The organism is Marinobacterium sp. xm-d-564 (assembly GCF_013283345.1).
Classification (GTDB): domain Bacteria; phylum Pseudomonadota; class Gammaproteobacteria; order Pseudomonadales; family Balneatricaceae; genus Marinobacterium_E.
In genome coordinates, this window is the sequence record NZ_WBYO01000005.1 from 45864 (window position 1) to 69928 (window position 24065).

Genomic DNA, 24065 nt, shown 5'->3' on the forward strand with positions numbered 1-24065 from the left:
AAGAGTAGCTGTTTTGCAGCCATTAGTCTTTACCGAGTTGCTCACTCATCTCTGCTGCACGGTTCTTGCAGGCGGTCATTGCTCGTAACACAACCTCGCCCAGTTGATCCTGTTCGAAGCTGTTAATCGCTTGCTCAGTGGTACCGCCTGGGGAGGTGACATTTTTTCGCAACTGGGCCGGTTCAATCCCAGTTTGAGCGGCCATCTCTGCAGCCCCTTTGGCGGTTTGAATGGTTAGTTGACGCGCCGCTTCAGGACTCATGCCGAGCGCTTGTGCCGCTTCAATCATCTTCTCCATCATTAGGAAGAAGTAAGCAGGGCCTGACCCCGAAACGGCAGTTACCTGATCGATGCCCTCTTCAGTATCACACCAGGTAGCAATGCCGACCGCTTCTGCAATTGAAGAGGCTTGAGCTTTCTGCTCATCACTCACTCTAGGGTTGGCAAACAGGCCGCTGGCGCCTAATTTGAGTAGAGATGGCGTGTTCGGCATTGAACGAATCACGGCCAGTTCACCGCCGGCCCAACGCTCCAAAGAGTCGCAGCTAATGCCTGCTGCCACAGAGATTAACAGCGGTTTACGCTGTTTCAGTGTGGGTGCTAACTCAGTCAGTGTATCGCGCATCATCTGCGGCTTAACGGAGATTACAACAATTTCCGAAGCGTTAATCGCGAGATGGTTATCGGTCGTTGTGTGAACGCCACGCTCAGCAAAGCTTGCTAACTTATCGAGCTGGCGACGTGTGGCCCATAGCTTGTCGACGGGGTATCCCGTTGCAATTAAGCCCTCAAGGATTGCACCGGCCATGTTGCCTGTACCAATAAATGCGATAGATGGCTGTGCCACACTCTTCTCCTAAAAATTATTTGTTGTAGTTGCGTGGGCCGAATAGAGCCGTACCAATACGAACGATGGTTGCGCCCTCTTCAATGGCGGCATCCAGATCACCCGACATGCCCATTGATAGGGTATCCAGACTGGGTATCGTTTGTTTGATCTCTTCAAACAGAGTTCTCACCTGACAAAAACGCTCTTTTTGTAGTTCAACATCCTCAGTCGCTTCTGGTATAGCCATTAAACCACGCAAGTTTATTTTGGGGAGTTCGGCAATCTGTTTGGCGAGCTCGAGCGCTTCATCTGGAAAGCAGCCAGATTTGCTCTCTTCACAGCTAATATTAACCTGCAAGCAGATGTTTAAGTCCTCGGCATAGTAAGGCCGTTGTGCTGACAGACGTTGTGCGATTTTCAGTCTATCGACACTATGGACCCAGGCAAATTGCTCTGCGATTGGCTTCGTTTTGTTGGATTGAATGGGGCCAATAAAGTGCCATTCGAGATTAAGGGGCTCAAGAGACGATATTTTATCCAGCGCCTCTTGCAGATAATTTTCACCGAAAGCACGTTGCCCTAAGCGAGCCAGTTCGACGACCTCATCCACACTGCGGGTCTTACTGACGGCTAGTAGGCATACCTCTTTTTCAGAACGGTTTGACTCAGCGCAGGCTTTTTCTATCTCGGATCTCACCTTTTTCAGGCTCTCTGCTATGCTAGTCATATGTGTCACTACTCATGAGGTTGATGCGGTCGTTTCCGCTAGGGTGAACTCAATTATGGATATTACCGAACTTTTAGCCTTTGCTGTACAGCAAGGAGCATCCGATCTGCACATTACGGCGGGTATGCCGCCGTTGATCCGTGTCGACGGTGATGTGCGTCGCATCAAACTGCCATCGATGGATCATAAACAGGTCCATGGGTTGCTGTATGACATTATGAATGACAAGCAGCGTAAAGAGTACGAAGAGAAGTTAGAAGTCGATTTCTCCTTTGAAGTACCTCAGCTGGCGCGTTTTCGTGTTAATGGTTTTGTTCAAAACCGCGGAGCGGCAGCGGTATTTCGTACCATCCCCAGTAAAGTGCTTACTATGGACGATCTTGGTATGGGTAAGGTCTTCCAGCAGCTCTCCGACCAGCCAAAAGGGCTGGTTCTAGTGACAGGACCAACCGGTTCCGGTAAGTCGACCACGCTGGCAGCGATGATCGATTACATCAATGACTCTCGATCTGAGCATATATTGACGATTGAGGATCCCATCGAATTTGTACACGAGAGTAAAAAGTGTCTGATTAACCAGCGTGAGGTGCATCGAGATACCCTTGGATTTGATGCGGCACTGCGTTCGGCGCTGCGTGAAGACCCCGATGTCATCCTAGTGGGTGAGATGCGTGACCTAGAGACCATTCGTCTTGCGTTGACTGCAGCAGAGACTGGACACTTAGTTTTCGGCACTCTTCATACCACCTCGGCAGCGAAAACCATTGACCGTATCATCGATGTCTTTCCAGCCGCAGAGAAAGATATGGTCCGTTCAATGCTCTCTGAATCGCTGCAGGGCGTTATCTCTCAAGCCCTTTTGAAGAAGACAGGCGGCGGTCGAGTCGCAGCTCACGAGATCATGATCGGGACATCTGCCATACGTAACCTGATTCGGGAAGATAAAGTGGCTCAGATGTATTCAGCCATTCAGACGGGTTCCCAGGTGGGTATGAAGACCTTGGATCAGGCCCTTTTAGAGCTGGTTCAAAAAGGCTTTATCACGCCAGAGCAAGCGGCTGCTCGCGCTAAAGACCCTTCGATATTTTAAGTGAGGTAACCCGTGGATTTTACACAGCTATTAAAAGTAATGACTGAACGCGGTGGTTCAGATCTGTTCATCACTGCGGGTGCACCCCCTTCTATCAAGGTGGACGGCACGATCAAGCCACTGACACGTGAGTCGCTCAACTCATCACAATCACGTGCACTGGTTTACAGTACGATGAGTGACAAGCAGCTGGCCGAATTTGAAGCAACCAATGAGTGTAACTTTGCACTGAGTGTGAACGGTATCGGTCGTTTTCGTGTTAGCGCCTATGTGCAACGAAACACGCCGGGAATGGTGCTGCGTTCTATAGCTAACCACATACCGACTATGGAGGAGCTCAAACTTCCTGAGGTGCTTAAAGATCTCTCGATGACTAAGCGTGGTTTGATCCTATTTGTCGGTGGTACCTCTACCGGTAAATCGACCTCTCTGGCATCAATGATTGATTACCGTAATGAGCATGCTGCGGGGCATATCATTACGGTTGAAGACCCCATTGAGTACATTCACCATCATAAAAAGTCGATCGTGACTCAACGTGAAGTGGGGCTTGATACTGAGTCGTTTGAAGTAGCACTGAAAAACACCTTACGTCAGGCACCAGATGTCATCTTGATGGGTGAAATCCGCTCGGCTGAAACCATGGCGTACGCTCTGGCATTCGCTGAGACCGGCCACCTCTGTTTGGCAACGCTTCATGCTAACAATGCGAACCAAGCCCTTGACCGTATCATCTCGTTCTTTGGCCCTGAGCATCATAATCAGATCTGGATGGATCTATCACTTAACTTGAAAGCGATTGTCGCGCAGCAACTGCTGCCCACTGCGGATGGTAAGGGGCGAAGAGCGGCCATTGAAGTGCTAATCAACACGCCGCTGATTCAGGATCTGATTCGCAAAGGTGAGGTGCACGAGATTAAAGATGTCATCAAGAAATCGAGCAATCTTGGCATGCAGACCTTCGATCAGGCACTGTTTGCGCTCTACAAAGAGGGTGTCATCACTTACGAAGTGGCACTGTCCTTTGCTGACTCGTCAAATGATCTGCGTTTGATGATCAAACTCAGTGATGAGGGGGGTAAGCAAGAAGGTGAGGATCTACCGTCATTTACTCTTCAAGATTCAGACGATACTCTGAATCACTGATTGGTCCATAAATAGGCAAAAAAAGACCCAGCATCGGCTGGGTCTTTTCGTTTTCAGACTATTAACTTAAGCGATGTACTGGCTGACCATTGAGTAGAGTCAGTGTCACACGGCCTTTCAGTTCAGTGTTGATGAACGGGGTATTCTTACCACGAGATTTGAGCGTTTCACTGTTGACCGTCCAGGTCGCTTCTGGATCAAAGACACACACATCTGCATCAGCCCCGACTTCGAGAGAGCCGGCTTCGATGCCTAGCACTTTCGCAGGACCCGCTGTCAATTTTTCAATCAGCTGAGGCAGGGCGATCAACTGCTGCTCTACCAACATTAGGCTCAGCGGTAATAGTGTTTCAAGTCCACTAATGCCTGGTTCAGTCGCCGCGAAAGGTGCTTCTTTTGAAATAGCATCCTGAGGCTGATGATCGGAACAGATGGCATCCAGTGTGTCGGTGACTAAGCCTTGACGCAGTCCCGCACGATCCAGCTGCGAACGCAGCGGTGGGATGACATGGAATAGGCTGTTAAAACCATTAACCTCCTCATCTGTCAGAAGCAGGTTGTGAATCGCCACATCAGCGGTCACATTGAGACCTCGTTCACGGGCACTCTGAATTAATAGAACTGACTGAGCACAGGAAAGCTGGCCGAAGTGAGCCCTTACACCGGTCTCTTCAATCAGAATCAAGCAGCGTGATACCTCTATGGTTTCAGCAGCGGAAGGAATGCCGTTCAAGCCAAGACGAGTGGCGGTGGTGCCTTCGTGCATACAACCCTCGGCAGCCAGTGCTCGATCTTCCGCTTGAAACACTACCAACAGGTCATGTGTGGCCGCGTATTCAAGCGCTCTTAGCATTACACGCGAGCTATCGATCGGGTGACGACCGTTAGTGAAACCGATACAGCCTGAGCTCGCCAGTGCATGCAGTGGCGCAAGCTGCTCGCCTTGCATTGACTGTGTCAGCGCTCCTAGCGGTAGCACTCGTGCCATACCGGCATCGGTTGCACGATCTTGTACCAGTTCAGCAACCGCTGTGCTGTCTACGACCGGTTTGGTGTTAGGTGAGGCTACCAGTGTGGTAATGCCGCCAGCAGCGGCAGCGGCAGTCTCGGATGCGATAGTCCCTTTTTGCGTTAAACCTGGTTCACGCAGATGGGTACATAGATCGATGAGACCGGGGCAGACGATCTGTCCTTCAGCATCAAACTCTTCGTCAGCAGAGAAGCCCTCTGGCGCCTCTCCTATGGCGGCGATGCGTCCTTTGACAATGTAGAGGTCATCAATTCGATCTATATTTTGTGCAGGGTCGATAATGCGCCCGCCGGCAATTTTAATCTGCACTGTTTACTCTCCTGCCTCTAATTTTTTTGCTCTCTCCGCAACCTGGCCACTCATCGCCATCGACATAACGGCCATCCTAACGGCAATGCCGTTGGTGACCTGATTCAGTATCACCGATTTAGGTCCGTCAGCTACGGAGGACGCGATTTCAACGCCTCGGTTAATCGGCCCTGGGTGCATAACGATCGCCTCAGGGTGTGCAAAGGCGAGCTTCTCCTCTGATAGGCCATAGAGTTTGAAGAACTCAGACTCGCTCGGTAACAGAGCGGAGGTCATACGCTCTTTTTGCAGACGAAGCATGATGACGACATCGGCATCACGAAGACCCTGTGCCATGTCGGTAAAAACTTTGACCCCAAGCATCTCGACATTACGCGGTAGCAGTGTACGAGGTGCGATCAGACGAATCTCGGGTACACCGAGAATCCTTAAGGCATGAATCTGTGAGCGAGCTACACGCGAATGAAGTATATCGCCGACGATCGCGACTTTTAGATGCTTAAAGCCACCTTTATGGCGACGAATAGTCATCATATCCAGCATCGCTTGGGTCGGGTGTGCGTGACGACCGTCACCGGCATTGATGATGGCGACGTTGGGTGTGACCTGGCTGGCAATGAAGTGAGCCGCACCGCTATCCGAGTGGCGAACGACAAACATATCCGAATGCATCGCTTCCAAGGTCATCAAGGTGTCTTTTAGCGTCTCCCCTTTTTTTGTGGAGCTGGTGCTGATGTTTAAATTCAGAACGTCAGCCGATAGGCGCTTAGCGGCTAGCTCAAAGGTCGACAATGTACGTGTACTGTTCTCAAAAAAGAGGTTGGCCACGGTTTTACCCCGAAGAAGCGGCACCTTTTTAACCTGCTGCTCACTCATATCCACAAAAGAGTCAGCCGTATCTAGCAGCTCTAATAGCAGTGACTCTGGCAGCCCCTCGATATCTAAAAAGTGCTTTAGCTGGCCATCTTCGGTTAGCTGCGCTTGAGTTGGGTCAGGAAAGTTAAACATGTTCGCTTCCTATTATTTGCTACGCTGACTGATGGTCAGTTCAAGGGGAGATGGGCCTGTTAGCTTTACCTGTTGATCGCTTGATAACGTCAGGGTTCCACCGATGACATCAGCTTGAATCGGCAGTTCGCGGCGTTGTAGGTCAATCAGGGTGACCAGTGTCACAGAGGCTGGACGACCAAAATCGAACAGTTCATTGAGCGCGGCTCTAGCTGTGCGACCACTCATTAACACGTCGTCAACCAAGATAATGTTGCGATCTTCGGTTGCGCTTGGCAGCTTTGAAACCCCTACTTTAGGGTTCAATCCAACGCGAGTGAAATCGTCACGATAGAAGGAGATGTCCAGCACCCCCATCTCATCCTGAATCCCCAGGTGTTGGTGAAGACGTTCAGCCAACCAAACACCGCCACTATGAATGCCAATGATGTACGGTTTATCTAAGCCGCGTGTCTCGATTAACTGCTGTGTGCTGTCACACATTCTTGTTAGGAGCTGTTCAGCGTCCAAAGTTTTACTGGTCATAATAGTCCTCAAGCCTTGCATGGCTTGGTATGCGCTGTTCTTGAAGAAACCAACCTTCTAACATCAATTGAGCGGCGATACCGTCGACAGATTCTGCACCGAAATCGGCTGATCCGCCATTCTCAAGATGAATCGATTTAGCCTCTTGAGATGTTAATCGTTCATCAAAAAGAAAGCAGGGTATTTTAGATCGTTCATGCAGGCGGTTGGCGAATTTTCTCGCTCGTCGCGCCATATCACTGATAGTGCCATCCATGTTCAATGGCAGTCCCACAACGATCGTCTTTGGCTGCCATTCAGCAATCATTTTATCGACTAAACTCCAATCGGGGATGCCATCTTTTGCAGCAATTGGATTTAGAGGTTGGGCGGTGGCTGTTAATGACTGACCAAAGGCAACACCAATTCTGCGTAAGCCAAAATCGAATCCCAGTGCGCTCTCAGTTAACTCAGTCATTGGACCTTAATTATGCGTGCCCCGCCTGTGCGGAGATTAGGTTTAGGTCGACACCCAGAGTAGACGCTGCGGATGAGAGTCTAAATTCGGGTTCAACATCGAACAGTATATCTAAATTTGCGGGTGAGCTTAACCATAGGTTCTGACACATCTCTTCATCGAGCTGCCCCGGTCCCCAGCCCGCATAACCTAAAGCGAACAGATAGTCTTCAGGCCCCTCGCCACGCGAAATGGCCTCTAGAACATCAAGGGATGTGGTTAACGTCAGTTGCTCGGGTAGGTGTAGTGAGGATTTCCAAGCTTGCTCGCCCTGTCTGTGCAGAATAAACCCATGCTCTTCAGAGACCGGTCCGCCTTGGTAAACAGGCTGATAGTTCAAGGGAGAGTTTTCAGGGAGATCGAGCTGATCAAGGATCTCATCCATAGGAATCTCATGCGGCTTATTGACCACAATCCCCATGGCACCCTCTTCATTGTGCTCACAAAGATAGATGAGGCTGTTGCTAAAGTAGTCACTCTCCAGACTGGGCATAGACATCAAGAAGTGGTGCTTGAGTAGGTTGGCATTACTCATCTCTTTCTCCTTTAACAACGTCGAATCTTTTTACACCCTCAGTGTAAGCTGAAAATGTTTCGATATCAGTACACTTGGGTATTTTTCTCAAATTTCCAAGTGCGAATGATCTCCAGTCGGTCCAGCCGCTGGCGCATCTCATTAGGGAAGGGCTCGAAGGGTGAAGCGCTCCTAACTGTCCGAACGGCGGCATCATCCAGTATTGAGTAGCCAGAACTTTTGAGGATCTCTAACTGCTTGACGCTCCCATCAGCGGCTAAAGTGACTAGCATCTGCAGACTGCCTTCAATGCCCTTGCGTCGCGCTTCGATAGGGTAGTTGAGATTACCTATCGTTTCGATTTTCTGACGCCAGCGCTCTAGATAGAGTGCATCAGCTTTGGCCAAGGTCGAAAGCGAAGTGACACGCCCCGTGCGTGAGCGACTCTCTAATTTTCGCTGCTCATCTTTTAAGCGCGCTTCCAAAGAGGCGATCTCCTCTGACGCTTTAAACAGAGCCGTTGAGTCGCCTGCTAAGGGATTCGAGGCGGTGGTCTGAATGGAATCAGTCTGTTGATTGGCTTTAAGCAGCGCTTGGGTGTTGGCTGCTAACAGCTCATTCGTCCCCGATTTCGCCTGTAGAGTACTATCGTTGACGCCCTCATCATTCGAAGGAGCTAAGCCCGTTCCGGATTGTGCACTGATCTGTGCCGAGAGTTGGTTGATCTTGTCAGACCTGAACAGCGCAGGCTCAACAACACTCGCCTCTTGGTTCGTTTGTGAATCGCCCTGACCTAATTGATGATGCTGGGCTAAATAGGCTGGATCGATAGGGGCCTGTGGATCCTGATTTATCGCAAAGGTGATCTCAAGTGTTTTAGATGATTGCTCTGTTTTCAGTGCATCAAATCCGACCAAAAGTATGATCAGTGCGTGCAGAGCCAGTGCCAATACCAGCATAAAGCGCAGACGCTCATCGGCATCTGCACACCATGCAGCTGATCGATTGACCGGTTTTGGCGAGGCAGCTAAGTTCATTGCTGAGCGAGTTGCTCCTCTATGCAATCCATTAACTGCATGCCGATGTCCAAACCGAACTGATCATTGAGTTCACGAATACAGGTCGGGCTGGTGACATTGATCTCTGTTAGGTAGTCACCAATCACATCCAAGCCGACAAATAGAAGCCCTGCTTCGCGCAGTTTTGGCCCCACCTGTGCAGCAATCCAACGATCACGTTCGCTCAGTGGGCGGCCTTCGCCTCGCCCCCCTGCGGCTAGATTACCGCGAGTCTCTCCCTGACTGGGAATGCGTGCCAGTGCATAGTCGATAGGCTCGCCATTGATCATCAATATGCGTTTATCACCCTCGACAATCTCAGGGATGTAGCGCTGCGCCATAATGGTCTCTTGGCCAAATTTTGTCAGCGTCTCTATCACCACCCCTAGGTTCAAACCATCCTCTTTGATGCGGTAGATAGAGCTGCCACCCATACCATCTAAAGGTTTAAAGATGACGTCCTTATGCTCAGCATGAAAGGCTTTTAATCGCTCCTCTGAACGACTGACCAGTACCGGCGGGCAGCATTGCGGGAAGTGCGTAGCAAATAGCTTTTCGTTGAAATCGCGCAGGCTCTGAGTGCGGTTTACGATAAGTACACCGGCAGCTTCAGCAACCGCCAAAAGATGGGTGGTGTAGATGAATTCGTTGTCGAAAGGTGGGTCTTTTCGCATCAATATGACATCGAGCTCTGTTAGCGATAGATCTTGGTAGGCTTCACGTTCGAACCACTTGTTCGGGTTCATATCGACGCTAATCGGTGCCATACGAGCACGAACATCCCCATCTCTTGAGTAGAGATCGGACTGCTCCATATAGAACAGCTCCCACCCTTTCTGCTGCGCTGCCCAAAGCATCGCCAAAGAGCTGTCTTTTTTGTAGTTGATGTCGTCAATAGGGTCCATGACGATGCCCAGTTTAATGCTCATCTCTCGTTCCTTTTATGAGAAGTCGCCCCAGAGGTAATTTAGTACCGATGCCGCTGCGACGGGGGCGGTCTCTGTGCGTAATATTCGACTGCCCAGTAACCAGGGCTTAAATCCTTTTTGCAGTGCCAACTCGACTTCGCTCTCTTCTAAACCACCTTCCGGTCCAATCAGCAGTGCCACGCTGGAGGGTCTTGGCTCACTGTTCAGCGATGTGAGCTCAAGGTGTGGGTGAAGAATCAGTTTTAATTCGGCATCACACTGTTCGATCCACTCTGTCAGTGACATTGGAGCGCTAACGCTCATCGGCTTAGCCCGAAAACTCTGTTCGCTGGCGCTGATCGCGATCTGCTGCCAGTGAGCGGATCGCTTCTCTTGGCGATCGGCTGTTAGTTTGACCTCGGAACGATCCGTGAAAAGGGGGGTCAGGCTTTGTACTCCCAACTCTGTCGCTTTTTGCACGGCATAGTCCATGCGTTCACCGCGCGAAAGTCCCTGCCCAATATGAATGTCGATCGGGGATTCGCGATCATTCGGGTCGGCCGCAATGATCCGCACACTGGATTCACGCTTTGCCACGCTCGATAGCTCGGCCTGATAGTCAAAACCATCACCATTGAATAGTACGAGTTTGAACCCTTGCTTCATACGCAACACTTTCACTAGGTGATTGTGAGCGGCTTCTGGCAGTTCAATTTCTGTTCCGGTGCTCAGTGGTAGGTCTAGGTAGACACGGGGTATTCGCATACTGATTCTCTGGTTACTCTGCCACTGATTATGCCATGACAATTAGGGTGCGTCAGGCTGGATTTAGACACAAAAAAGGGCAGGCTTTCGCCTACCCTTAGCCACTATTAGTTGGCGATTAGACGCCTGCAGCTGATTTTAACGCGTCTGCTTTATCGGTCTTCTCCCATGGGAAGACCGTGAAGGTGTCATCACCAACGGTCATCTCAAATGGATCACGACCAAAGTGACCGTATGCCGCTGTCTGGCGGTACATAGGGTGCAGTAGATCTAGCATGTTTGTGATTGCGTACGGGCGCAGATCAAAGGTCTCGCGAACCAACTCGATGATCTTCTCATCCGAGATCTTGCCAGTGCCGAAGGTGTTGATTGAAACTGAGGTCGGTTCTGCAACACCAATCGCGTAAGAGACTTGAATCTCACAACGATCTGCAAGGCCTGCAGCGACGATATTCTTAGCCACATAGCGACCTGCATACGCCGCCGAACGGTCCACTTTTGATGGATCCTTGCCAGAGAACGCCCCACCACCGTGACGTGCCATGCCGCCGTAGGTATCTACAATGATCTTACGACCCGTCAGACCACAGTCACCGACGGGACCACCGATAACAAATTTACCGGTTGGGTTGATGTGCAGCTTAGTGCCAGCATGCAGTAGATCAGCTGGCAGAACATGCTTGATGATCAGCTCCTGAACCGCTTCCTGAAGATCTTTCTGGGTGACATCTGGATTGTGTTGCGTCGAAAGAACAACAGCATCAATCGCGACCGGCTTACCGTTTTCGTAACGACAAGTCACCTGAGATTTCGCGTCTGGACGCAACCAAGGCAGCAAGCCTGATTTGCGGGCTTCTGCTTGGCGCTCTACAAGACGATGGGCAAAGGTAATTGGAGCAGGCATTAGAACATCGGTTTCGTTCGACGCGTAGCCGAACATCAAACCCTGGTCACCGGCGCCTTGATCTTCAGGTTTTGCACGATCGACGCCCTGAGCGATATCCACAGACTGTTTACCGATGATGTTGATCACACCACAGGTATCACCATCGTAACCCACATCTGAAGAGGTGTAGCCGATGTCATTAATCACGTCACGAACAAGATCTTCAAGATCAATCCAAGAGGTGGTGCTGATCTCACCAGAGACAATCGCAACCCCGGTTTTCACCATGGTCTCACACGCCACTCGTGCGTACTTGTCCTCTTTTAAAATCGCGTCTAAAACTGCATCAGAGATCTGATCGGCAATCTTATCTGGGTGCCCTTCTGAAACTGATTCAGAGGTGAAAATCGAATATTCGCTCATGAGTAAATCCTATGGGTTAGGTCGAGCCGCACATGCACAGCTCTCAAAATGTGGCAGCCATTGTAACCGGTTAAGAGTCGAGTTCTAAGTAAAAAGAGCTCTACTTCGATGAAACCTTTGATCATTACCCATGAAATTGAGTCATTTTAGCTAATGTCATTTGAATCTAAGCCCCGTCTGCGAGAGAATTTACCCCTCAATTTTTAATACCCCCCGCAGGAGTAGATTAATGTCATCTCGCCGTGAGTTAGCCAATGCGATCCGCGCATTGAGCATGGATGCTGTTCAAAAAGCCAAATCTGGTCACCCAGGTGCCCCAATGGGTATGGCGGATATTGCCGAAGTACTCTGGAATGAGTTCATGAAGCATAACCCAAGCAACCCTCACTGGTTTGATCGCGACCGTTTCGTACTGTCAAACGGCCACGGTTCGATGCTGATCTATTCCTTGTTGCACCTAACCGGTTACGACGTCAGTGCAGAAGATCTGGCTAACTTCCGCCAACTGCATGCTAAGACGGCGGGTCACCCAGAGTATGGTTACTGCCCAGGCGTAGAGACGACGACCGGTCCATTGGGTCAAGGTATCACTAACGCCGTTGGTATGGCTGTCGCTGAGAAGACACTAGCGGCTCAATTCAACCGCCCGGGTCATGAGATCATCGATCACCACACCTACGTGTTCATGGGTGATGGCTGCCTGATGGAAGGTATCTCACACGAAGCTTGTTCACTCGCGGGTACTCTGGGTCTTGGCAAACTGATCGCATTTTGGGATGACAACGGCATCTCGATTGACGGTGAGGTTGAAGGTTGGTTCAGCGATGACACCCCTGCACGTTTTGAAGCTTACGGCTGGCAGGTGATTCGTGGGGTTGATGGTCACGATGCGGAACAGATCATTGCTGCTGTTGAAGCAGCTCAAGCAAACGAAGATCAGCCAACGTTGATCTGCTGTAAAACGATCATCGGCTTTGGTTCGCCAAACAAGCAGGGCAAAGAGGATTGTCATGGCGCACCTTTAGGTGATGACGAGATCGCTTTGGCTCGCCAAGAGTTGAACTGGCCACACGCCCCATTTGAGATCCCAGAAGAGATCGCAGAGGGTTGGGATGCACGTGAAGCGGGAAGCGTTCTTGAAAACGAGTGGAACGAACGCCTTGCAGAGTACTCTGAAGCCTTCCCAGAGCTTGCTGCTGAGTTGATGCGTCGCCTATCGGGTGAATTGCCTGCCGATTTCTCTGAAAAAGCGGATGCTTGGATTGCAGAAGTGGCAGAAAAGGGTGAGACCATCGCGTCTCGTAAGGCTTCTCAAAACGCTCTAAATTCACTGGGACCTATTCTGCCAGAGTTCTTGGGTGGTTCTGCCGACCTAGCGGGCTCTAACCTGACACTGTGGTCTGGCTCTAAAGCAATTAGCGCTGATGATGCGAGCGGTAACTACCTACACTACGGTGTGCGTGAGTTTGGTATGAGTGCGATCATGAACGGCATCGCACTGCACGGTGGTTTCATCCCATACGGTGCGACCTTCCTAATCTTTATGGAGTACGCTCGTAACGCGGTTCGTATGGCGGCTCTGATGAAGCAGCGCGCTATCTTTGTTTACACTCACGACTCTATCGGTCTGGGTGAAGATGGTCCTACTCACCAACCGGTTGAGCAGGTAGCTAGCCTGCGTATGACGCCTAACATGGAGACATGGCGCCCTTGTGACGCGGTTGAATCCGCTGTGGCTTGGCGTAACGCGGTTGAGCGTGCCGATGGTCCAAGTTCATTGATCTTCTCGCGTCAGAATTTGCCGCACCAATCTCGCAGTGGTGATCAGATCGCAGCGATCTCTAAAGGTGGCTACATCTTGCAAGATTGTGCCGGCACACCGGATCTAATCCTAATCGCGACAGGTTCTGAAGTTGAGTTGGCTATGGCATCAGCCGAAGCACTGACAGCAGAAGGCAAAGCGGTTCGCGTAGTCTCTATGCCATCAACTGATCGTTTTGATGCTCAGACTGCTGAGTACAAAGAGTCTGTTCTACCGGCTGCGGTTACAGCTCGTGTAGCGATTGAGGCGGGTATTGCAGACTTCTGGTACAAGTACGTTGGCTTTGGTGGCGCGATTGTTGGTATGGAATCCTTTGGTGAATCTGCACCGGCTGGCGAGCTCTTCAAGCACTTCGGCTTCACGGTAGAGAATGTTAAACAGAAGGCGCTAGCCCTCGTTTAAGTTGATCACGCCGGTTTTTAACCGGCGTTTTACTCTCTGAGAGGTGAGATGAGCTACCGAATAGCGATTAACGGTTATGGTCGAATTGGGCAGTGTCTGCTCAGGGCTCTGTTTGAGCGTGGCTTAGAGACTAAGCTTCAACCCATTGCGATTAATGAGTTGGCTGAGCCTGAGACGGTCTCCTATTTGACGCGTTATGACACGACGCATGGCCGCTTCCCGGCACCGGTGTCTCTTAAAGATGATCAGCTAGTTATTCGTGACCACGCCATCCAAATCTTAAATACTCCCAAGCCCGACCAACTCCCTTGGCGTGAAATGGGTATTGATCTGCTGATGGAGTGTTCTGGCTCGTTCAGTGACCGTCAAACAGCTGAGTTGCATCTGAAGCAGGGGGCCAAGCGCCTACTCTTTTCACAGCCCGCTACGGCTGAGGTAGACGCTACCGTTGTGTTTGGCTTAAACCAAGATTCAATAAACGTGAATCATAAAGTGGTCTCAGCCGCCTCCTGTACGACCAATTGTGTGATACCTATATTAGATCAGCTCGATAGGCATTTTGGCATTGAGCAGGGTGTGACCACGACGATTCACTCGGCGATGAATGATCAGCCAGTGATCGATGCTTACCATCACACCGATTTGCGACTAACCCGCAGTGCTCTGCAGTCGATTATTCCGGTGGATACAGGGTTGGCAAAAGGGATCGATCGCCTACTGCCGTCGCTGGAAGGGAAATTTAAGTGCCTCCATTTACGTGTGCCAACCCTTAATGTCTCACTGATGGATATGTCGATCAGCTTAGAGCGTGACACCACTGAAGAGGAGATCAACCAACTCTTTAAATCGCTCTCTGAAGGTCCGTTAAAAGGGTTGTTGGGATACACAGAGGAGCCGCATGCATCGACCGACTTTAACCACGACAGTCGCTCAGTCGTTGTTGATGGCACCCAGACTCGATTGTCCGGCAAGCGTTTACTGAAGCTGGTCTGCTGGTTTGATAATGAGTGGGGCTTTGCCAACCGAATGTTGGATATTGCTGAGCATTGGCTCGCACTGAAACAGAATTAATTAAATGATTGGAGAATAACAATGAACGTAAAACTGATGAAAGATTTGGATCTTGCAGGCAAACGCGTATTGATTCGTGAAGATCTGAACGTTCCTGTTAAAGATGGCAAAGTCACTTCCGATGCTCGTATTCGTGCGTCACTACCGACTATTCAGCTAGCGCTAGAAAAGGGTGCGACAGTGATGTTGATGTCACACCTTGGTCGTCCAACCGAAGGCGAATATGAAGAGCAGTATTCACTAGCCCCTGTAGCGGCCCACTTGGCGGGTCTGTTGGGTCGTGATGTTCCACTGATTAAGGATTGGGTTGATGGTGGTTTTTCAGTAGAGCCGGGTCAGGTCGTTCTTCTAGAGAACGTTCGTTTCAACGCGGGCGAGAAGAAGGATAACGAAGAGCTATCTAAGAAGATGGCCGCGCTCTGTGATGTCTATGTCATGGATGCTTTTGGTACTGCGCACCGCGCACAAGCATCAACTCACGGCGTGGCACGTTTTGCGCCAATCGCCTGTGCAGGCCCACTGCTAGCGAATGAGCTTGAAGCTTTGGGTAAAGCACTGGATAACCCAGCGCGCCCATTGGTGGCTATCGTGGGTGGTTCAAAAGTGTCTACTAAGCTTGAAGTACTTAACTCACTCTCTGAGAAGTGTGATCAGCTCATCGTTGGTGGCGGTATCGCCAACACCTTCTTGGCTGCAGCGGGCAAGCCCGTTGGTACGTCACTGCATGAAGCCGATCTTATTGATACTGCGAAAGCGTTAATGGCTCGCTGTGAAATTCCAATTCCATCGGATGTCGTGACAGCGACTGAGTTTGCAGAGAGTGCGGAAGCGATTACGAAGTCAGCGGACGACGTCGCCGACAATGAAATGATCTTGGATATTGGTCCAGAGACTGCGGGTCAGTTGGCACAAGTATTGCAGAATGCCGGTACCATCATCTGGAACGGTCCAGTAGGCGTGTTTGAATTTGATCAGTTTGGTAACGGTACGGAAGCGTTATCAAGAGCGATTGCTCAAAGTAACGGCTTCTCGATTGCAGGTGGCGGTGATACTTTAGCGGCAGTAGATAAATATTCTATTGCAGATGATGTATCCTACATCTCAACAGGCGGTGGTGCTTTCCTAGAGTTTGTTGAAGGTAAGGTACTGCCGGCAGTCGCTGTGCTTGAAGCACGCGCTAACGGTTAACAGCAAACGATTAATAGCAAATAGGTAAAAAATGGCTCTTATTTCAATGCGACAGCTGCTCGATCATGCAGCAGAGTATGGCTACGGCATTCCAGCGTTCAACGTGAATAACCTGGAGCAGATGCGCGCCATTATGGAAGCAGCTGATCGTGCCGATGCCCCTGTCATCGTGCAAGCCTCTGCCGGTGCGCGCAAGTACGCGGGCTCTAACTTCCTTCGCCACATGATCTTGGCAGCGATTGAGGAGTTTCCACACATTCCTGTCTGTATGCACCAAGATCACGGCACAAGCCCAGCAGTCTGTCAGCGCTCCATTCAACTAGGCTTCTCATCGGTCATGATGGACGGTTCACTGGGTGAAGACGGTAAGACACCGACCGACTACGACTACAACGTTGAGGTGACTCGTCGTACCGTTGAGATGGCTCACGCATGTGGTGTCTCTGTCGAGGGCGAGCTTGGCTGTCTGGGCTCACTAGAAACGGGTGAGGCTGGTGAAGAGGACGGTATCGGTGCAGTCGGTAAGCTTAGCCACGATCAGATGCTGACTGACCCTGAAGAGGCTGCGCAGTTTGTGAAAGCGACTCAGGTCGATGCGCTTGCCATTGCAGTGGGTACTTCACACGGTGCTTACAAGTTTACTCGCCCACCAACGGGAGACATTCTTGCCGTTGATCGTATTCGTGCGATTCACGAACGTATTCCTGGTACTCACCTTGTTATGCACGGTTCATCTTCCGTGCCACAAGAGTGGCTAGAGGTGATCAACCAGTTTGGTGGTGAGATTCCTGAAACTTACGGTGTTCCGGTTGAGCAGTTGGTTGATGGTATCAAGCACGGCGTGCGCAAGGTCAACATCGACACTGATCTTCGTCTAGCGTCGACCGGTGCTGTGCGTAAGTTCTTGGCTGAAAATACCGCTGAATTTGACCCACGTAAGTACCTAGCGAAAACGATCACAGCGATGTCTGATATCGCTTACGCGCGTTACGATGCCTTTGGTGCGGCGGGTAATGCTAGCAAGATCAAAGCGATCAACCTTGAAGATATGACAGAGCGTTACATCTCAGGTGAATTGGACGCAAAAGTGAATTAATCCAAGTCCAATGAATATCAAGGAGGCTTAGGCCTCCTTTTTTGTCTCTAGTGTACGGATTCAGTATGCAGCTTACTCCAGGGCTCGGTGATGTCGTACCAGATGACCGCACTGAAATACTCCATCTGTCCCGCTTCTAGCTGCTCATAGTTCACTTCAAAACTGTGAAGCGTCTGTAGGCCCTTTTGGTGGGTATGGTGATCGACGATCTGAAGGGATTGCCACTCTCGCTGCAGTCCCATCCTGCGCAGATGCTCACCCAGTAACTCCAGTAGATCAGAGTTGCCATTAATGGTGGAAGAGTGCACGACAAAAGGAGTCTCTGGCCAGCCTGTCCCTTCGGTTATGTTGAGCTGATAATCGGTTGTTCTGCGCATGATCTGATCCTTAATTAAATATACTTACGTTTCATCACGCTGAATCGATTGGTGCAATGATAGAATAGCGTCACAACAGAGCGATGGAGCCATAAGATGGAGAGCAAAACCCCCTTCTACTCAATGACGCCTGACCGAGTCATCGATGCGGTCGAGTCACAGGGGTGGCTGAGTGATTTCCGTATTCTTGAGCTAAACAGTTACGAAAACCGCGTCTATCAAGTTGGCATTGATCAAGCGGAGCCTTTAATTACTAAGTTCTACCGCCCGAACCGATGGAGTGATGCGCAAATCCAAGAGGAGCATGACTTCTGTTTTGAGTTGGCTGATGCCGATATCTCCGTCGTTGCACCCTTGAAAAATAGCGAAGGGGATAGTCTGCTCAACTTTGATCAATTCCGTTTCACCCTCTTTCCGCGACGTGGAGGACGGGCTCCCGAACTGGATGATCCTGAACACCTTTATCAGCTGGGTGTGGCCCTCGGCCAAATACACGCTGTTGGCGCAGCTAAGCCGTTTGTAGATAGACCCTCTTTAGATGTCGATAGCTACGGTTGGCAGAGTCGAGAGTTGTTACTGTCTGAACATATTCCACAGAGTCTTCGTGCAGCCTATGAGTCGATCTCACAAGAGGTGCTCGATAGGGTAGAGCAGCGTTTTTCAGACTATTCAGACCTAAAAGCCATACGCGTGCACGGCGATTGTCACAGTGGCAATGTACTTTGGCGTGATGATCGACCGCACTTCGTGGATTTCGATGACGCGCGTATGGCTTCCGCTATTCAGGATATCTGGATGCTTTTGACGGGCGAGCGCCATCAGATGGAGATGCAACTGAGTGAAGTGATTGCCGGCTATGAAGAGTTCTTTGAGTTCAATCCTCGCGAGCTCAACCTTGTAGAGCCACTTAGAACACTCAGAATGATGAACCACGCTGCTTGGATCGCAAAACGTTGGGATGACCCCGCTTTCCCCAAAGCCTTCCCATGGTTTAACACAGAGCGCTACTGGGGAGAGCATCTGCTCGATCTTAAAGTACAGCTTTCAGCACTCGATGAACCGGTACTGAAACTGCTTTAGATTTTACGAGCTCTTGCTGGCTTACCTTTAAGAGGGCGCTGGCGCAGGATCTCAACAGCGCGATCAGCCAGTGTTCTTGGCACGGCTACGTAGCTGTTAAAGTCTTGTACACTAATGTTGCCGATCTGATCGCCTTTGATCTCTTTTGTTGCGGTGAGTGCACCGACAATGTCTCCGGGGCGAATCTTGTTCTTGCGGCCCATTGAGATTGAAATGGTGCGCAGGTTCGATTGCAGCTTAATCACATTGTTAATCTGTGGGCGGGGCATCGGTTTCGCTTCCAGTGACAAACCAACTGCTGTATTGATCTTCTCTAAACGGAACCCATCTTTAGCGCCGACCAGAGAGATAGCTTGGCCCTTACGACCAGCACGGCCCGTTCGGCCACAGCGGTGTGTGTAGACAGCCGAATCACCGGGCAGGCTGGCATTGAGTACCAGATCAACCGAGTCGATATCCAAACCACGTGCGGCAACATCCGTGGCGATCAAAAATCTTAACGTGCCGTTACTGAAGCGAATCAGTACCTGATCACGATCACGTTGTTCCATGTCACCATGTAACACGCCCGCTTTTAGACCGTAAGAGCGTAGCTCTTGCCCTAACTGGTTACAGCTCTCTTTGGTATTACAGAAGATGATGGCGGATTCCGGCATTACGGACGTCAATACCGCCAAAGTGCCTTGCCCCATTTGAGTTCGATCGCACTGGTAGGCACGATGCTTAATCGTGCTGATATCGGGATCTTTGGCAGCGATGCGCACCTCTTTAGGGTTGCGCTGATACTCTTTACTCAGTGCTTGGATGTTCTCAGGGTAGGTAGCCGAAAACAGAAGTGTCTGGCGATCTTTCGGCATTTGGCCAAGGATACGATCTAGGTCATCTTGGAAACCCATATCGAGCATACGATCCGCTTCATCAAACACCAGTGTTGAGACTTGTGATAGATCGAGAGTACGTTTGCGCAGGTGATCAACGATTCGCCCCGGTGTACCGACGATGATGTGTGCTCCGTGCTCTAGTGAACCAATTTGCGGGCCGATAGGTTGGCCACCACAGAGTGATAAGATCTTGATATTACCGGGGTGGCGCGCGAGTTTACGAAGCTCATCGGCGACCTGGCCGGCCAATTCGCGTGTTGGGCATAGCACTAACGCCTGAATGCAGAAACGTTTGGGCTCTAGGCGCTCCACCAGTGGCAGACCAAAGGCCAATGTTTTACCACTTCCCGTGGCTGCTTGTGCAAGCAGATCAGTACCCTCAAGGCTGTAAGGAAGACTTTCAGCTTGGATCTCGGTCATCGACTCGTAGCCGATCGAAGCCAAATTGTTTAACTGGCCTTCAGAAAGGGGGAGGGATTTGAACGATTTAGATTTGCTCACGGGTATGCCTTCAACTTGATAGTGCGCGAAGTATACCAGAGCTGATATCAACTAGCGCCAATCTATTCCAAGCAGATTAGCGACCTCTTCAAGGGTGTGATTAATCTCAGCATCGATTTTGAGGTCTAGCATCTCATCGGCACGAGTCACTCCTTGCGTCAGCGCCGCTTGTGGAATCTGTTGTTGCCGTGCATGGCGGTTAAAGCGAAATCCGGAGAACACCTGTAGTGAAGTGCCAATACAGAGCAGCGCATCTGACCCCTCCAAAGCATCAATCGCACTGAAGACAGTCTCCTTGGGAACGTTATCGCCAAAATAGACCACTCGTGCCTTCATGACGCCACCACAATCAGGGCAGTTCGGCACATTGAAGTGACTAAAATCGGCTTCAAGGTCAGCATCCCCATCGGGTCTTGGCGACGAGAGCGGGACGTTAAACTCTGGATTTTCACGACGACACCACTGGTGCATCTCGTCTCGGGTAATCTCATGATCACACTCAATGCACGCCACAATATCAGCACGGCCATGCAGATCGACCACCTTCTGGCTACCCGCTTTTTGATGCAGACGATCGACGTTCTGGGTCACCAGCAGTTCAACGCGGTTCTGCTTTTCAAGTGCGGCCAATATTTTGTGTGCGTTACTCGGCTGAGCATCACGCATCGTATGCCAACCGGCTAAGCTTCTTCCCCAGTAGCGTTGACGTACCGCTAACTGACTGATGAATTGACCATGCTGCACCGGTGGAGGCGATTGCCAGTTACCCTCCGCATCGCGATAAGCCGGAATGCCTGAGCCAGTACTGATGCCCGCTCCCGTTAGTATGAACAGTTTTGGGTATCGCTCTATAAAGTCGGCCAGCTGTTGGCTCTGAGGGTTAAATTTTGTCATCAATTGCTTTCTAAATGCTTGCTTATTCTCTGATTTAGGCATGAAATGCAGATCTTATCTTTTTGAGTTCATCCCTATGTCACCTGCTCAACCCCTAACTGAATTACAAACCTATGCAGATGAAGAGGTTCTATTTGAACAGATCGCCAATAACCTGCAAAGCCAAGGCTATGCCATCTGCCCAGCGTCACTGCCGATTGAGCTGGGGCAGGAGATCTGTGAACAGTTATACGGGCTAGATGAAACTGAGTTCACTGCCGCGGGTATCGGTCGTCAAGATCAGCACATGCACAATGAATTTGTGCGAACGGATCGTATCTGTTGGTTTACAGGCGAGACTCCGACAGGCGCTCGCTGGTTAGCTTGGGCAAATCGGTTACAAGGCTATTTGAACCGTCGTCTATTCCTAGGCTTGTTCTCATTTGAAAGCCATTTGGCTCACTACAGTGCTGGTGACTTCTATAAGCGTCACTATGATGCGTTCCGAGATCAGCGTAACCGGGTGCTGTCGATGGTCGTATACCTCAACCCTAATTGGGGTCCGGATGATGGCGGTGAGCTGGTGCTTTACCAAAATGATGCAGATACCGAAGGACTTAAAGTCACCCCATTAATGGGCACGGTTGTTCTGTTTTTGAGTGAAGAGTTTCCTCACGAAGTGTTACCCGCACAACGAGATCGCTACTCCATTGCGGGCTGGTACCGCGTCAACGGTACAACCCCAGATCGAGTCGATCCACCTAGATAAAAAAACGGGCCCTAGAGGCCCGTTTTTGATCGTGCGGAGTTATCTATTAACGAGCCGCTTTTAGCTCTAGACGACGTGCGTGTAGTGCTGGTTCTGTGTAGCCGTTTGGCTGTTTGCAGCCATCGATGACCAAGTCACACGCCGCTTTGAACGCGATGTTGTTATCGATGTCGTCGCACAGTGGCGTGTAAGTTGGGTCGTTCGCATTCTGGCGATCAACAACAGCCGCCATGCGTTTTAGAGTCTCCATTGCCTGCTCTTCTGAACAGATGCCGTGACGAATCCAGTTCGCGATGTGCTGACTAGAGATACGCAGTGTTGCGCGGTCTTCCATTAGGCCCACATCATTGATGTCTGGCACTTTAGAACAACCGATACCCGAATCAACCCAACGAACAACGTAGCCAAGGATACCCTGTGCGTTGTTGTCCAGTTCCGCTTGGATCTCTTCTGCACTCCACTGTGGGTTTCGCTCGACAGGGATGGTTAGGATATCGTCTAGTGAAGCGCGTTCGCGCTTAGCCAACTCTTCCTGACGACCGAAGACGTCAACCTTGTGATAGTGAAGAGCGTGCAGGGTTGCACCAGTGGGTGATGGAACCCATGCGGTGTTTGCACCCGACATTGGGTGGCCAATCTTCTGATCGAGCATGTTCGCCATCTGATCAGGCATCGCCCACATACCCTTACCGATCTGCGCTTTACCGCTTAGGCCACAAGCAAGACCGATATCTACGTTCCAGTTTTCGTAAGCAGCAATCCAAGAGGCTGCTTTCATATCACCTTTGCGAATCATTGGACCCGCTTCCATCGAGGTGTGGATCTCGTCGCCGGTGCGATCTAGGAAGCCAGTGTTGATGAAGACAACGCGCGAGCTTGCGGCACGGATACACTCTTTCAAGTTGATCGTTGTACGACGCTCTTCGTCCATGATGCCAACTTTAATGGTGTTCTCTGCTAGGCCTAGTGCCTGTTCAACGCGACCCATAAGCTCGTTGGTGAAGGCCACCTCTTCAGGGCCGTGCATCTTCGGCTTAACGATGTAGATAGAGCCTGTGACGGTGTTGTTGAATTTGCCATTGTGCTTCACGTCGTGGATAGAGATCGTTGACGTGATCATGCCATCCATGATGCCTTCAGGCACTTCGTTACCCTCTTTGTCGATGATCGCGTTGTTGGTCATTAGGTGGCCAACGTTACGAACGAACATCAAAGAGCGGCCCTTCAGTGCCATAGGCTGACCATCTTTACCGGTGTATTCACGATCACCGTTGATGGTACGAGTGAATGATTTGCCACCTTTTTCGATGGTCTCGCTGAGTGTGCCTTTGATCAGACCCAACCAGTTGCGGTAAACCAGCGTCTTATCTTCAGCATCAACCGCAGCAACAGAGTCTTCACAGTCCATGATGGTTGTTAGCGCCGACTCCATCACAATGTCTTTAACGCCGGCTTTGTCTTCAGAACCGATCTGGCTTGATGCGTCGATCTGGATTTCAAAGTGCAGACCGTTGTTGATCAATAGAACCGATTCTGGAGCTGCAGCATCGCCTTTGTAGCCAACGAACTGCTCAGGGTTAGCCAGAGCAACGGCTTGGCCACCAATGGTAGCTACCAGTGAACCCTCTGCAATGGTGTAGGCTGTTACATCAGCGTGTGAACCTGAGGCAAGTGGTGCGGATTCGTTAAGGAAGTCGCGGCCGAATGCGATTACCTTAGCACCACGGGCTGGGTTGTACTCTTTAGTGATCTCGGCACCGCCATCGGTAGAGATCGCATCGGTACCGTACAGCGCATCATATAGGCTGCCCCAACGAGCGTTAGCCGCGTTAAGTGCAAAGCGTGCATTCATTACCGGTACTACCAGCTGTGGACCAGCCATGGTCGCCATCTCAGGATCGACATTCGAGGTCGTGATCTTAAAGTCAGGACCTTCCTCAACCAGGTAGCCAATCTCTTTTAGGAAGGCTTTGTACTCAGCAAAGTCGTAACCATCCTGATGCGCGCGGTACCACTCATCCATCTGCTCTTGGATCTGATCACGTTTAGCCAGCAGTTCGCGGTTGCGAGGCGCTAGATCGTGAATAATTGATGCGAATGAGCTCCAAAATGCATCGGTGCTGACGCCTGTGCCTGGAAGTACTTCGTCGTTAACGAAAGTGTAGAGTTCTGTAGCGACCTGTAGGCCATTAACTTCGGTACGTTGAATCATAATTACTCCTGAGTTTCGCGTAGGCCGGCATCTTTTCGCCGATGGGGTCGCGGTTTCAATTTGTGCTATGCAACATTAA

General features: G+C 50.6%; 23 protein-coding genes. 8 read left to right on the plus strand and 15 right to left on the minus strand.

What is annotated here, in order from left to right; genetic code table 11:
* Nucleotides 1-22: 22 nt before the first annotated feature.
* Together proC and XMD564_RS06890 are read right to left on the minus strand one after the other, a co-directional pair.
* Nucleotides 23-847: a pyrroline-5-carboxylate reductase gene (proC, locus tag XMD564_RS06885; protein WP_173488983.1), complete on the minus strand. Its 825-nt coding sequence runs from the start codon at nucleotides 845-847 to the stop codon at nucleotides 23-25.
* A gap of 16 nt (nucleotides 848-863) precedes the next feature.
* Nucleotides 864-1556, minus strand: a complete 693-nt coding sequence (locus tag XMD564_RS06890) for a YggS family pyridoxal phosphate-dependent enzyme (RefSeq protein WP_173508034.1) — start codon at nucleotides 1554-1556, stop codon at nucleotides 864-866.
* A 55-nt stretch (nucleotides 1557-1611) separates the two neighbouring features.
* Between XMD564_RS06890 and XMD564_RS06895 the strand changes: the two genes are divergently transcribed.
* Complete coding sequence (locus XMD564_RS06895; protein ID WP_173480727.1) at nucleotides 1612-2646, plus strand: type IV pilus twitching motility protein PilT; 1035 nt, start codon at nucleotides 1612-1614, stop codon at nucleotides 2644-2646.
* Between the two features lie 12 nt (nucleotides 2647-2658).
* Entirely contained in the window at nucleotides 2659-3792 is a 1134-nt protein-coding gene (locus XMD564_RS06900; protein WP_173480071.1) for a PilT/PilU family type 4a pilus ATPase, read from the plus strand.
* 61 nt (nucleotides 3793-3853) lie between these two features.
* On the opposite strand, the gene XMD564_RS06905 is transcribed toward XMD564_RS06900, so the two are convergent.
* From XMD564_RS06905 to metK, 9 genes are all read right to left on the minus strand, one after another.
* A complete protein-coding gene (locus XMD564_RS06905) occupies nucleotides 3854-5131 on the minus strand; it encodes a dihydroorotase (protein WP_173480072.1) in 1278 nt (425 codons plus the stop codon).
* A 3-nt stretch (nucleotides 5132-5134) separates the two neighbouring features.
* Nucleotides 5135-6139, minus strand: coding sequence for an aspartate carbamoyltransferase catalytic subunit (locus XMD564_RS06910; RefSeq protein WP_173480073.1), 1005 nt, complete (start codon nucleotides 6137-6139; stop codon nucleotides 5135-5137).
* Between the two features lie 12 nt (nucleotides 6140-6151).
* Nucleotides 6152-6664 carry a bifunctional pyr operon transcriptional regulator/uracil phosphoribosyltransferase PyrR gene (pyrR, locus tag XMD564_RS06915; protein ID WP_173508035.1) on the minus strand — a complete coding sequence of 171 codons (513 nt, stop codon included), beginning with the start codon at nucleotides 6662-6664 and terminating at the stop codon, nucleotides 6152-6154.
* Nucleotides 6654-7121 carry a Holliday junction resolvase RuvX gene (ruvX, locus tag XMD564_RS06920; protein ID WP_173482791.1) on the minus strand — a complete coding sequence of 156 codons (468 nt, stop codon included), beginning with the start codon at nucleotides 7119-7121 and terminating at the stop codon, nucleotides 6654-6656. The genes pyrR and ruvX overlap by 11 nt, the downstream gene beginning before the upstream one ends.
* Nucleotides 7122-7131: 10 nt before the next feature.
* On the minus strand, nucleotides 7132-7695 hold the full coding sequence (locus XMD564_RS06925; protein ID WP_173480076.1) for a YqgE/AlgH family protein: 564 nt from the start codon (nucleotides 7693-7695) through the stop codon (nucleotides 7132-7134).
* A gap of 65 nt (nucleotides 7696-7760) precedes the next feature.
* Nucleotides 7761-8711 (minus strand): energy transducer TonB, encoded by a 951-nt coding sequence (locus XMD564_RS06930; protein ID WP_173495553.1) that lies wholly within the window; start codon nucleotides 8709-8711, stop codon nucleotides 7761-7763.
* A complete protein-coding gene (gene gshB, locus XMD564_RS06935; protein WP_173488987.1) occupies nucleotides 8708-9661 on the minus strand; it encodes a glutathione synthase in 954 nt (317 codons plus the stop codon). Before gshB ends, XMD564_RS06930 begins: the two co-directional genes overlap by 4 nt.
* A 12-nt stretch (nucleotides 9662-9673) precedes the next feature.
* Complete coding sequence (locus XMD564_RS06940) at nucleotides 9674-10405, minus strand: 16S rRNA (uracil(1498)-N(3))-methyltransferase (RefSeq protein WP_173488988.1); 732 nt, start codon at nucleotides 10403-10405, stop codon at nucleotides 9674-9676.
* Nucleotides 10406-10523: 118 nt separating this feature from the next.
* A complete protein-coding gene (metK, locus tag XMD564_RS06945) occupies nucleotides 10524-11714 on the minus strand; it encodes a methionine adenosyltransferase (protein WP_173508036.1) in 1191 nt (396 codons plus the stop codon).
* Between the two features lie 229 nt (nucleotides 11715-11943).
* On the opposite strand from metK, the gene tkt reads away from it, so the two are divergent.
* From tkt to fba, 4 genes are read left to right on the plus strand one after another with little or no spacing between them, the layout of a single operon-like run.
* Nucleotides 11944-13938: a transketolase gene (tkt, locus tag XMD564_RS06950; protein ID WP_173505831.1), complete on the plus strand. Its 1995-nt coding sequence runs from the start codon at nucleotides 11944-11946 to the stop codon at nucleotides 13936-13938.
* Nucleotides 13939-13986: 48 nt separating this feature from the next.
* The gene (locus tag XMD564_RS06955) at nucleotides 13987-15009 is read left to right on the plus strand and encodes a type I glyceraldehyde-3-phosphate dehydrogenase (RefSeq protein WP_173508037.1); all 1023 of its coding nucleotides are present in this window, start codon (nucleotides 13987-13989) and stop codon (nucleotides 15007-15009) included.
* 21 nt (nucleotides 15010-15030) lie between these two features.
* On the plus strand, nucleotides 15031-16197 hold the full coding sequence (locus XMD564_RS06960) for a phosphoglycerate kinase (RefSeq protein WP_173506703.1): 1167 nt from the start codon (nucleotides 15031-15033) through the stop codon (nucleotides 16195-16197).
* Between the two features lie 31 nt (nucleotides 16198-16228).
* On the plus strand, nucleotides 16229-17293 hold the full coding sequence (gene fba / locus XMD564_RS06965; protein ID WP_173508038.1) for a class II fructose-bisphosphate aldolase: 1065 nt from the start codon (nucleotides 16229-16231) through the stop codon (nucleotides 17291-17293).
* Between the two features lie 47 nt (nucleotides 17294-17340).
* Here the strand turns inward: fba and XMD564_RS06970 are convergent, their stop codons facing one another.
* Nucleotides 17341-17670, minus strand: coding sequence for a hypothetical protein (locus XMD564_RS06970; protein ID WP_173484422.1), 330 nt, complete (start codon nucleotides 17668-17670; stop codon nucleotides 17341-17343).
* A 96-nt stretch (nucleotides 17671-17766) separates the two neighbouring features.
* On the opposite strand from XMD564_RS06970, the gene XMD564_RS06975 reads away from it, so the two are divergent.
* Nucleotides 17767-18750, plus strand: a complete 984-nt coding sequence (locus tag XMD564_RS06975) for a serine/threonine protein kinase (protein ID WP_173508039.1) — start codon at nucleotides 17767-17769, stop codon at nucleotides 18748-18750.
* Here the strand turns inward: XMD564_RS06975 and dbpA are convergent.
* Both dbpA and XMD564_RS06985 read right to left on the minus strand, forming a co-directional pair.
* Nucleotides 18747-20132, minus strand: a complete 1386-nt coding sequence (dbpA, locus tag XMD564_RS06980; RefSeq protein ID WP_173508040.1) for an ATP-dependent RNA helicase DbpA — start codon at nucleotides 20130-20132, stop codon at nucleotides 18747-18749. The two genes, XMD564_RS06975 and dbpA, sit on opposite strands and share 4 nt — an antisense overlap.
* A gap of 51 nt (nucleotides 20133-20183) precedes the next feature.
* Nucleotides 20184-21026 carry an NAD-dependent protein deacetylase gene (locus XMD564_RS06985; RefSeq protein ID WP_173505828.1) on the minus strand — a complete coding sequence of 281 codons (843 nt, stop codon included), beginning with the start codon at nucleotides 21024-21026 and terminating at the stop codon, nucleotides 20184-20186.
* 76 nt (nucleotides 21027-21102) lie between these two features.
* Here XMD564_RS06985 and XMD564_RS06990 point away from each other — a divergent pair, with 76 nt between their 5' ends.
* Complete coding sequence (locus XMD564_RS06990; RefSeq protein ID WP_173505827.1) at nucleotides 21103-21774, plus strand: 2OG-Fe(II) oxygenase; 672 nt, start codon at nucleotides 21103-21105, stop codon at nucleotides 21772-21774.
* A gap of 46 nt (nucleotides 21775-21820) precedes the next feature.
* Here the strand turns inward: XMD564_RS06990 and XMD564_RS06995 are convergent, their stop codons facing one another.
* Entirely contained in the window at nucleotides 21821-23986 is a 2166-nt protein-coding gene (locus XMD564_RS06995) for a malate synthase G (RefSeq protein ID WP_173480090.1), read from the minus strand.
* Nucleotides 23987-24065 lie beyond the last annotated feature (79 nt).

Excerpts from the sequence above, each read along its gene's own strand:
- XMD564_RS06975 (WP_173508039.1), top strand. The coding sequence starts at position 17,767 with ATGGAGAGCAAAACCCCCTTCTACTCAATGACGCCTGACCGAGTCATC.
- XMD564_RS06955 (WP_173508037.1), top strand. The coding sequence starts at position 13,987 with ATGAGCTACCGAATAGCGATTAACGGTTATGGTCGAATTGGGCAGTGT.
- XMD564_RS06940 (WP_173488988.1), bottom strand. The coding sequence starts at position 10,405 with ATGCGAATACCCCGTGTCTACCTAGACCTACCACTGAGCACCGGAACA.
- XMD564_RS06960 (WP_173506703.1), top strand. The coding sequence starts at position 15,031 with ATGAACGTAAAACTGATGAAAGATTTGGATCTTGCAGGCAAACGCGTA.
- XMD564_RS06970 (WP_173484422.1), bottom strand. The coding sequence starts at position 17,670 with ATGCGCAGAACAACCGATTATCAGCTCAACATAACCGAAGGGACAGGC.
- XMD564_RS06985 (WP_173505828.1), bottom strand. The coding sequence starts at position 21,026 with ATGACAAAATTTAACCCTCAGAGCCAACAGCTGGCCGACTTTATAGAG.
- gshB (WP_173488987.1), bottom strand. The coding sequence starts at position 9,661 with ATGAGCATTAAACTGGGCATCGTCATGGACCCTATTGACGACATCAAC.
- XMD564_RS06910 (WP_173480073.1), bottom strand. The coding sequence starts at position 6,139 with ATGTTTAACTTTCCTGACCCAACTCAAGCGCAGCTAACCGAAGATGGC.
- XMD564_RS06890 (WP_173508034.1), bottom strand. The coding sequence starts at position 1,556 with ATGACTAGCATAGCAGAGAGCCTGAAAAAGGTGAGATCCGAGATAGAA.
- metK (WP_173508036.1), bottom strand. The coding sequence starts at position 11,714 with ATGAGCGAATATTCGATTTTCACCTCTGAATCAGTTTCAGAAGGGCAC.
- pyrR (WP_173508035.1), bottom strand. The coding sequence starts at position 6,664 with ATGACCAGTAAAACTTTGGACGCTGAACAGCTCCTAACAAGAATGTGT.
- tkt (WP_173505831.1), top strand. The coding sequence starts at position 11,944 with ATGTCATCTCGCCGTGAGTTAGCCAATGCGATCCGCGCATTGAGCATG.
- ruvX (WP_173482791.1), bottom strand. The coding sequence starts at position 7,121 with ATGACTGAGTTAACTGAGAGCGCACTGGGATTCGATTTTGGCTTACGC.
- XMD564_RS06995 (WP_173480090.1), bottom strand. The coding sequence starts at position 23,986 with ATGATTCAACGTACCGAAGTTAATGGCCTACAGGTCGCTACAGAACTC.
- XMD564_RS06930 (WP_173495553.1), bottom strand. The coding sequence starts at position 8,711 with ATGAACTTAGCTGCCTCGCCAAAACCGGTCAATCGATCAGCTGCATGG.
- XMD564_RS06895 (WP_173480727.1), top strand. The coding sequence starts at position 1,612 with ATGGATATTACCGAACTTTTAGCCTTTGCTGTACAGCAAGGAGCATCC.
- fba (WP_173508038.1), top strand. The coding sequence starts at position 16,229 with ATGGCTCTTATTTCAATGCGACAGCTGCTCGATCATGCAGCAGAGTAT.
- XMD564_RS06990 (WP_173505827.1), top strand. The coding sequence starts at position 21,103 with ATGTCACCTGCTCAACCCCTAACTGAATTACAAACCTATGCAGATGAA.
- XMD564_RS06925 (WP_173480076.1), bottom strand. The coding sequence starts at position 7,695 with ATGAGTAATGCCAACCTACTCAAGCACCACTTCTTGATGTCTATGCCC.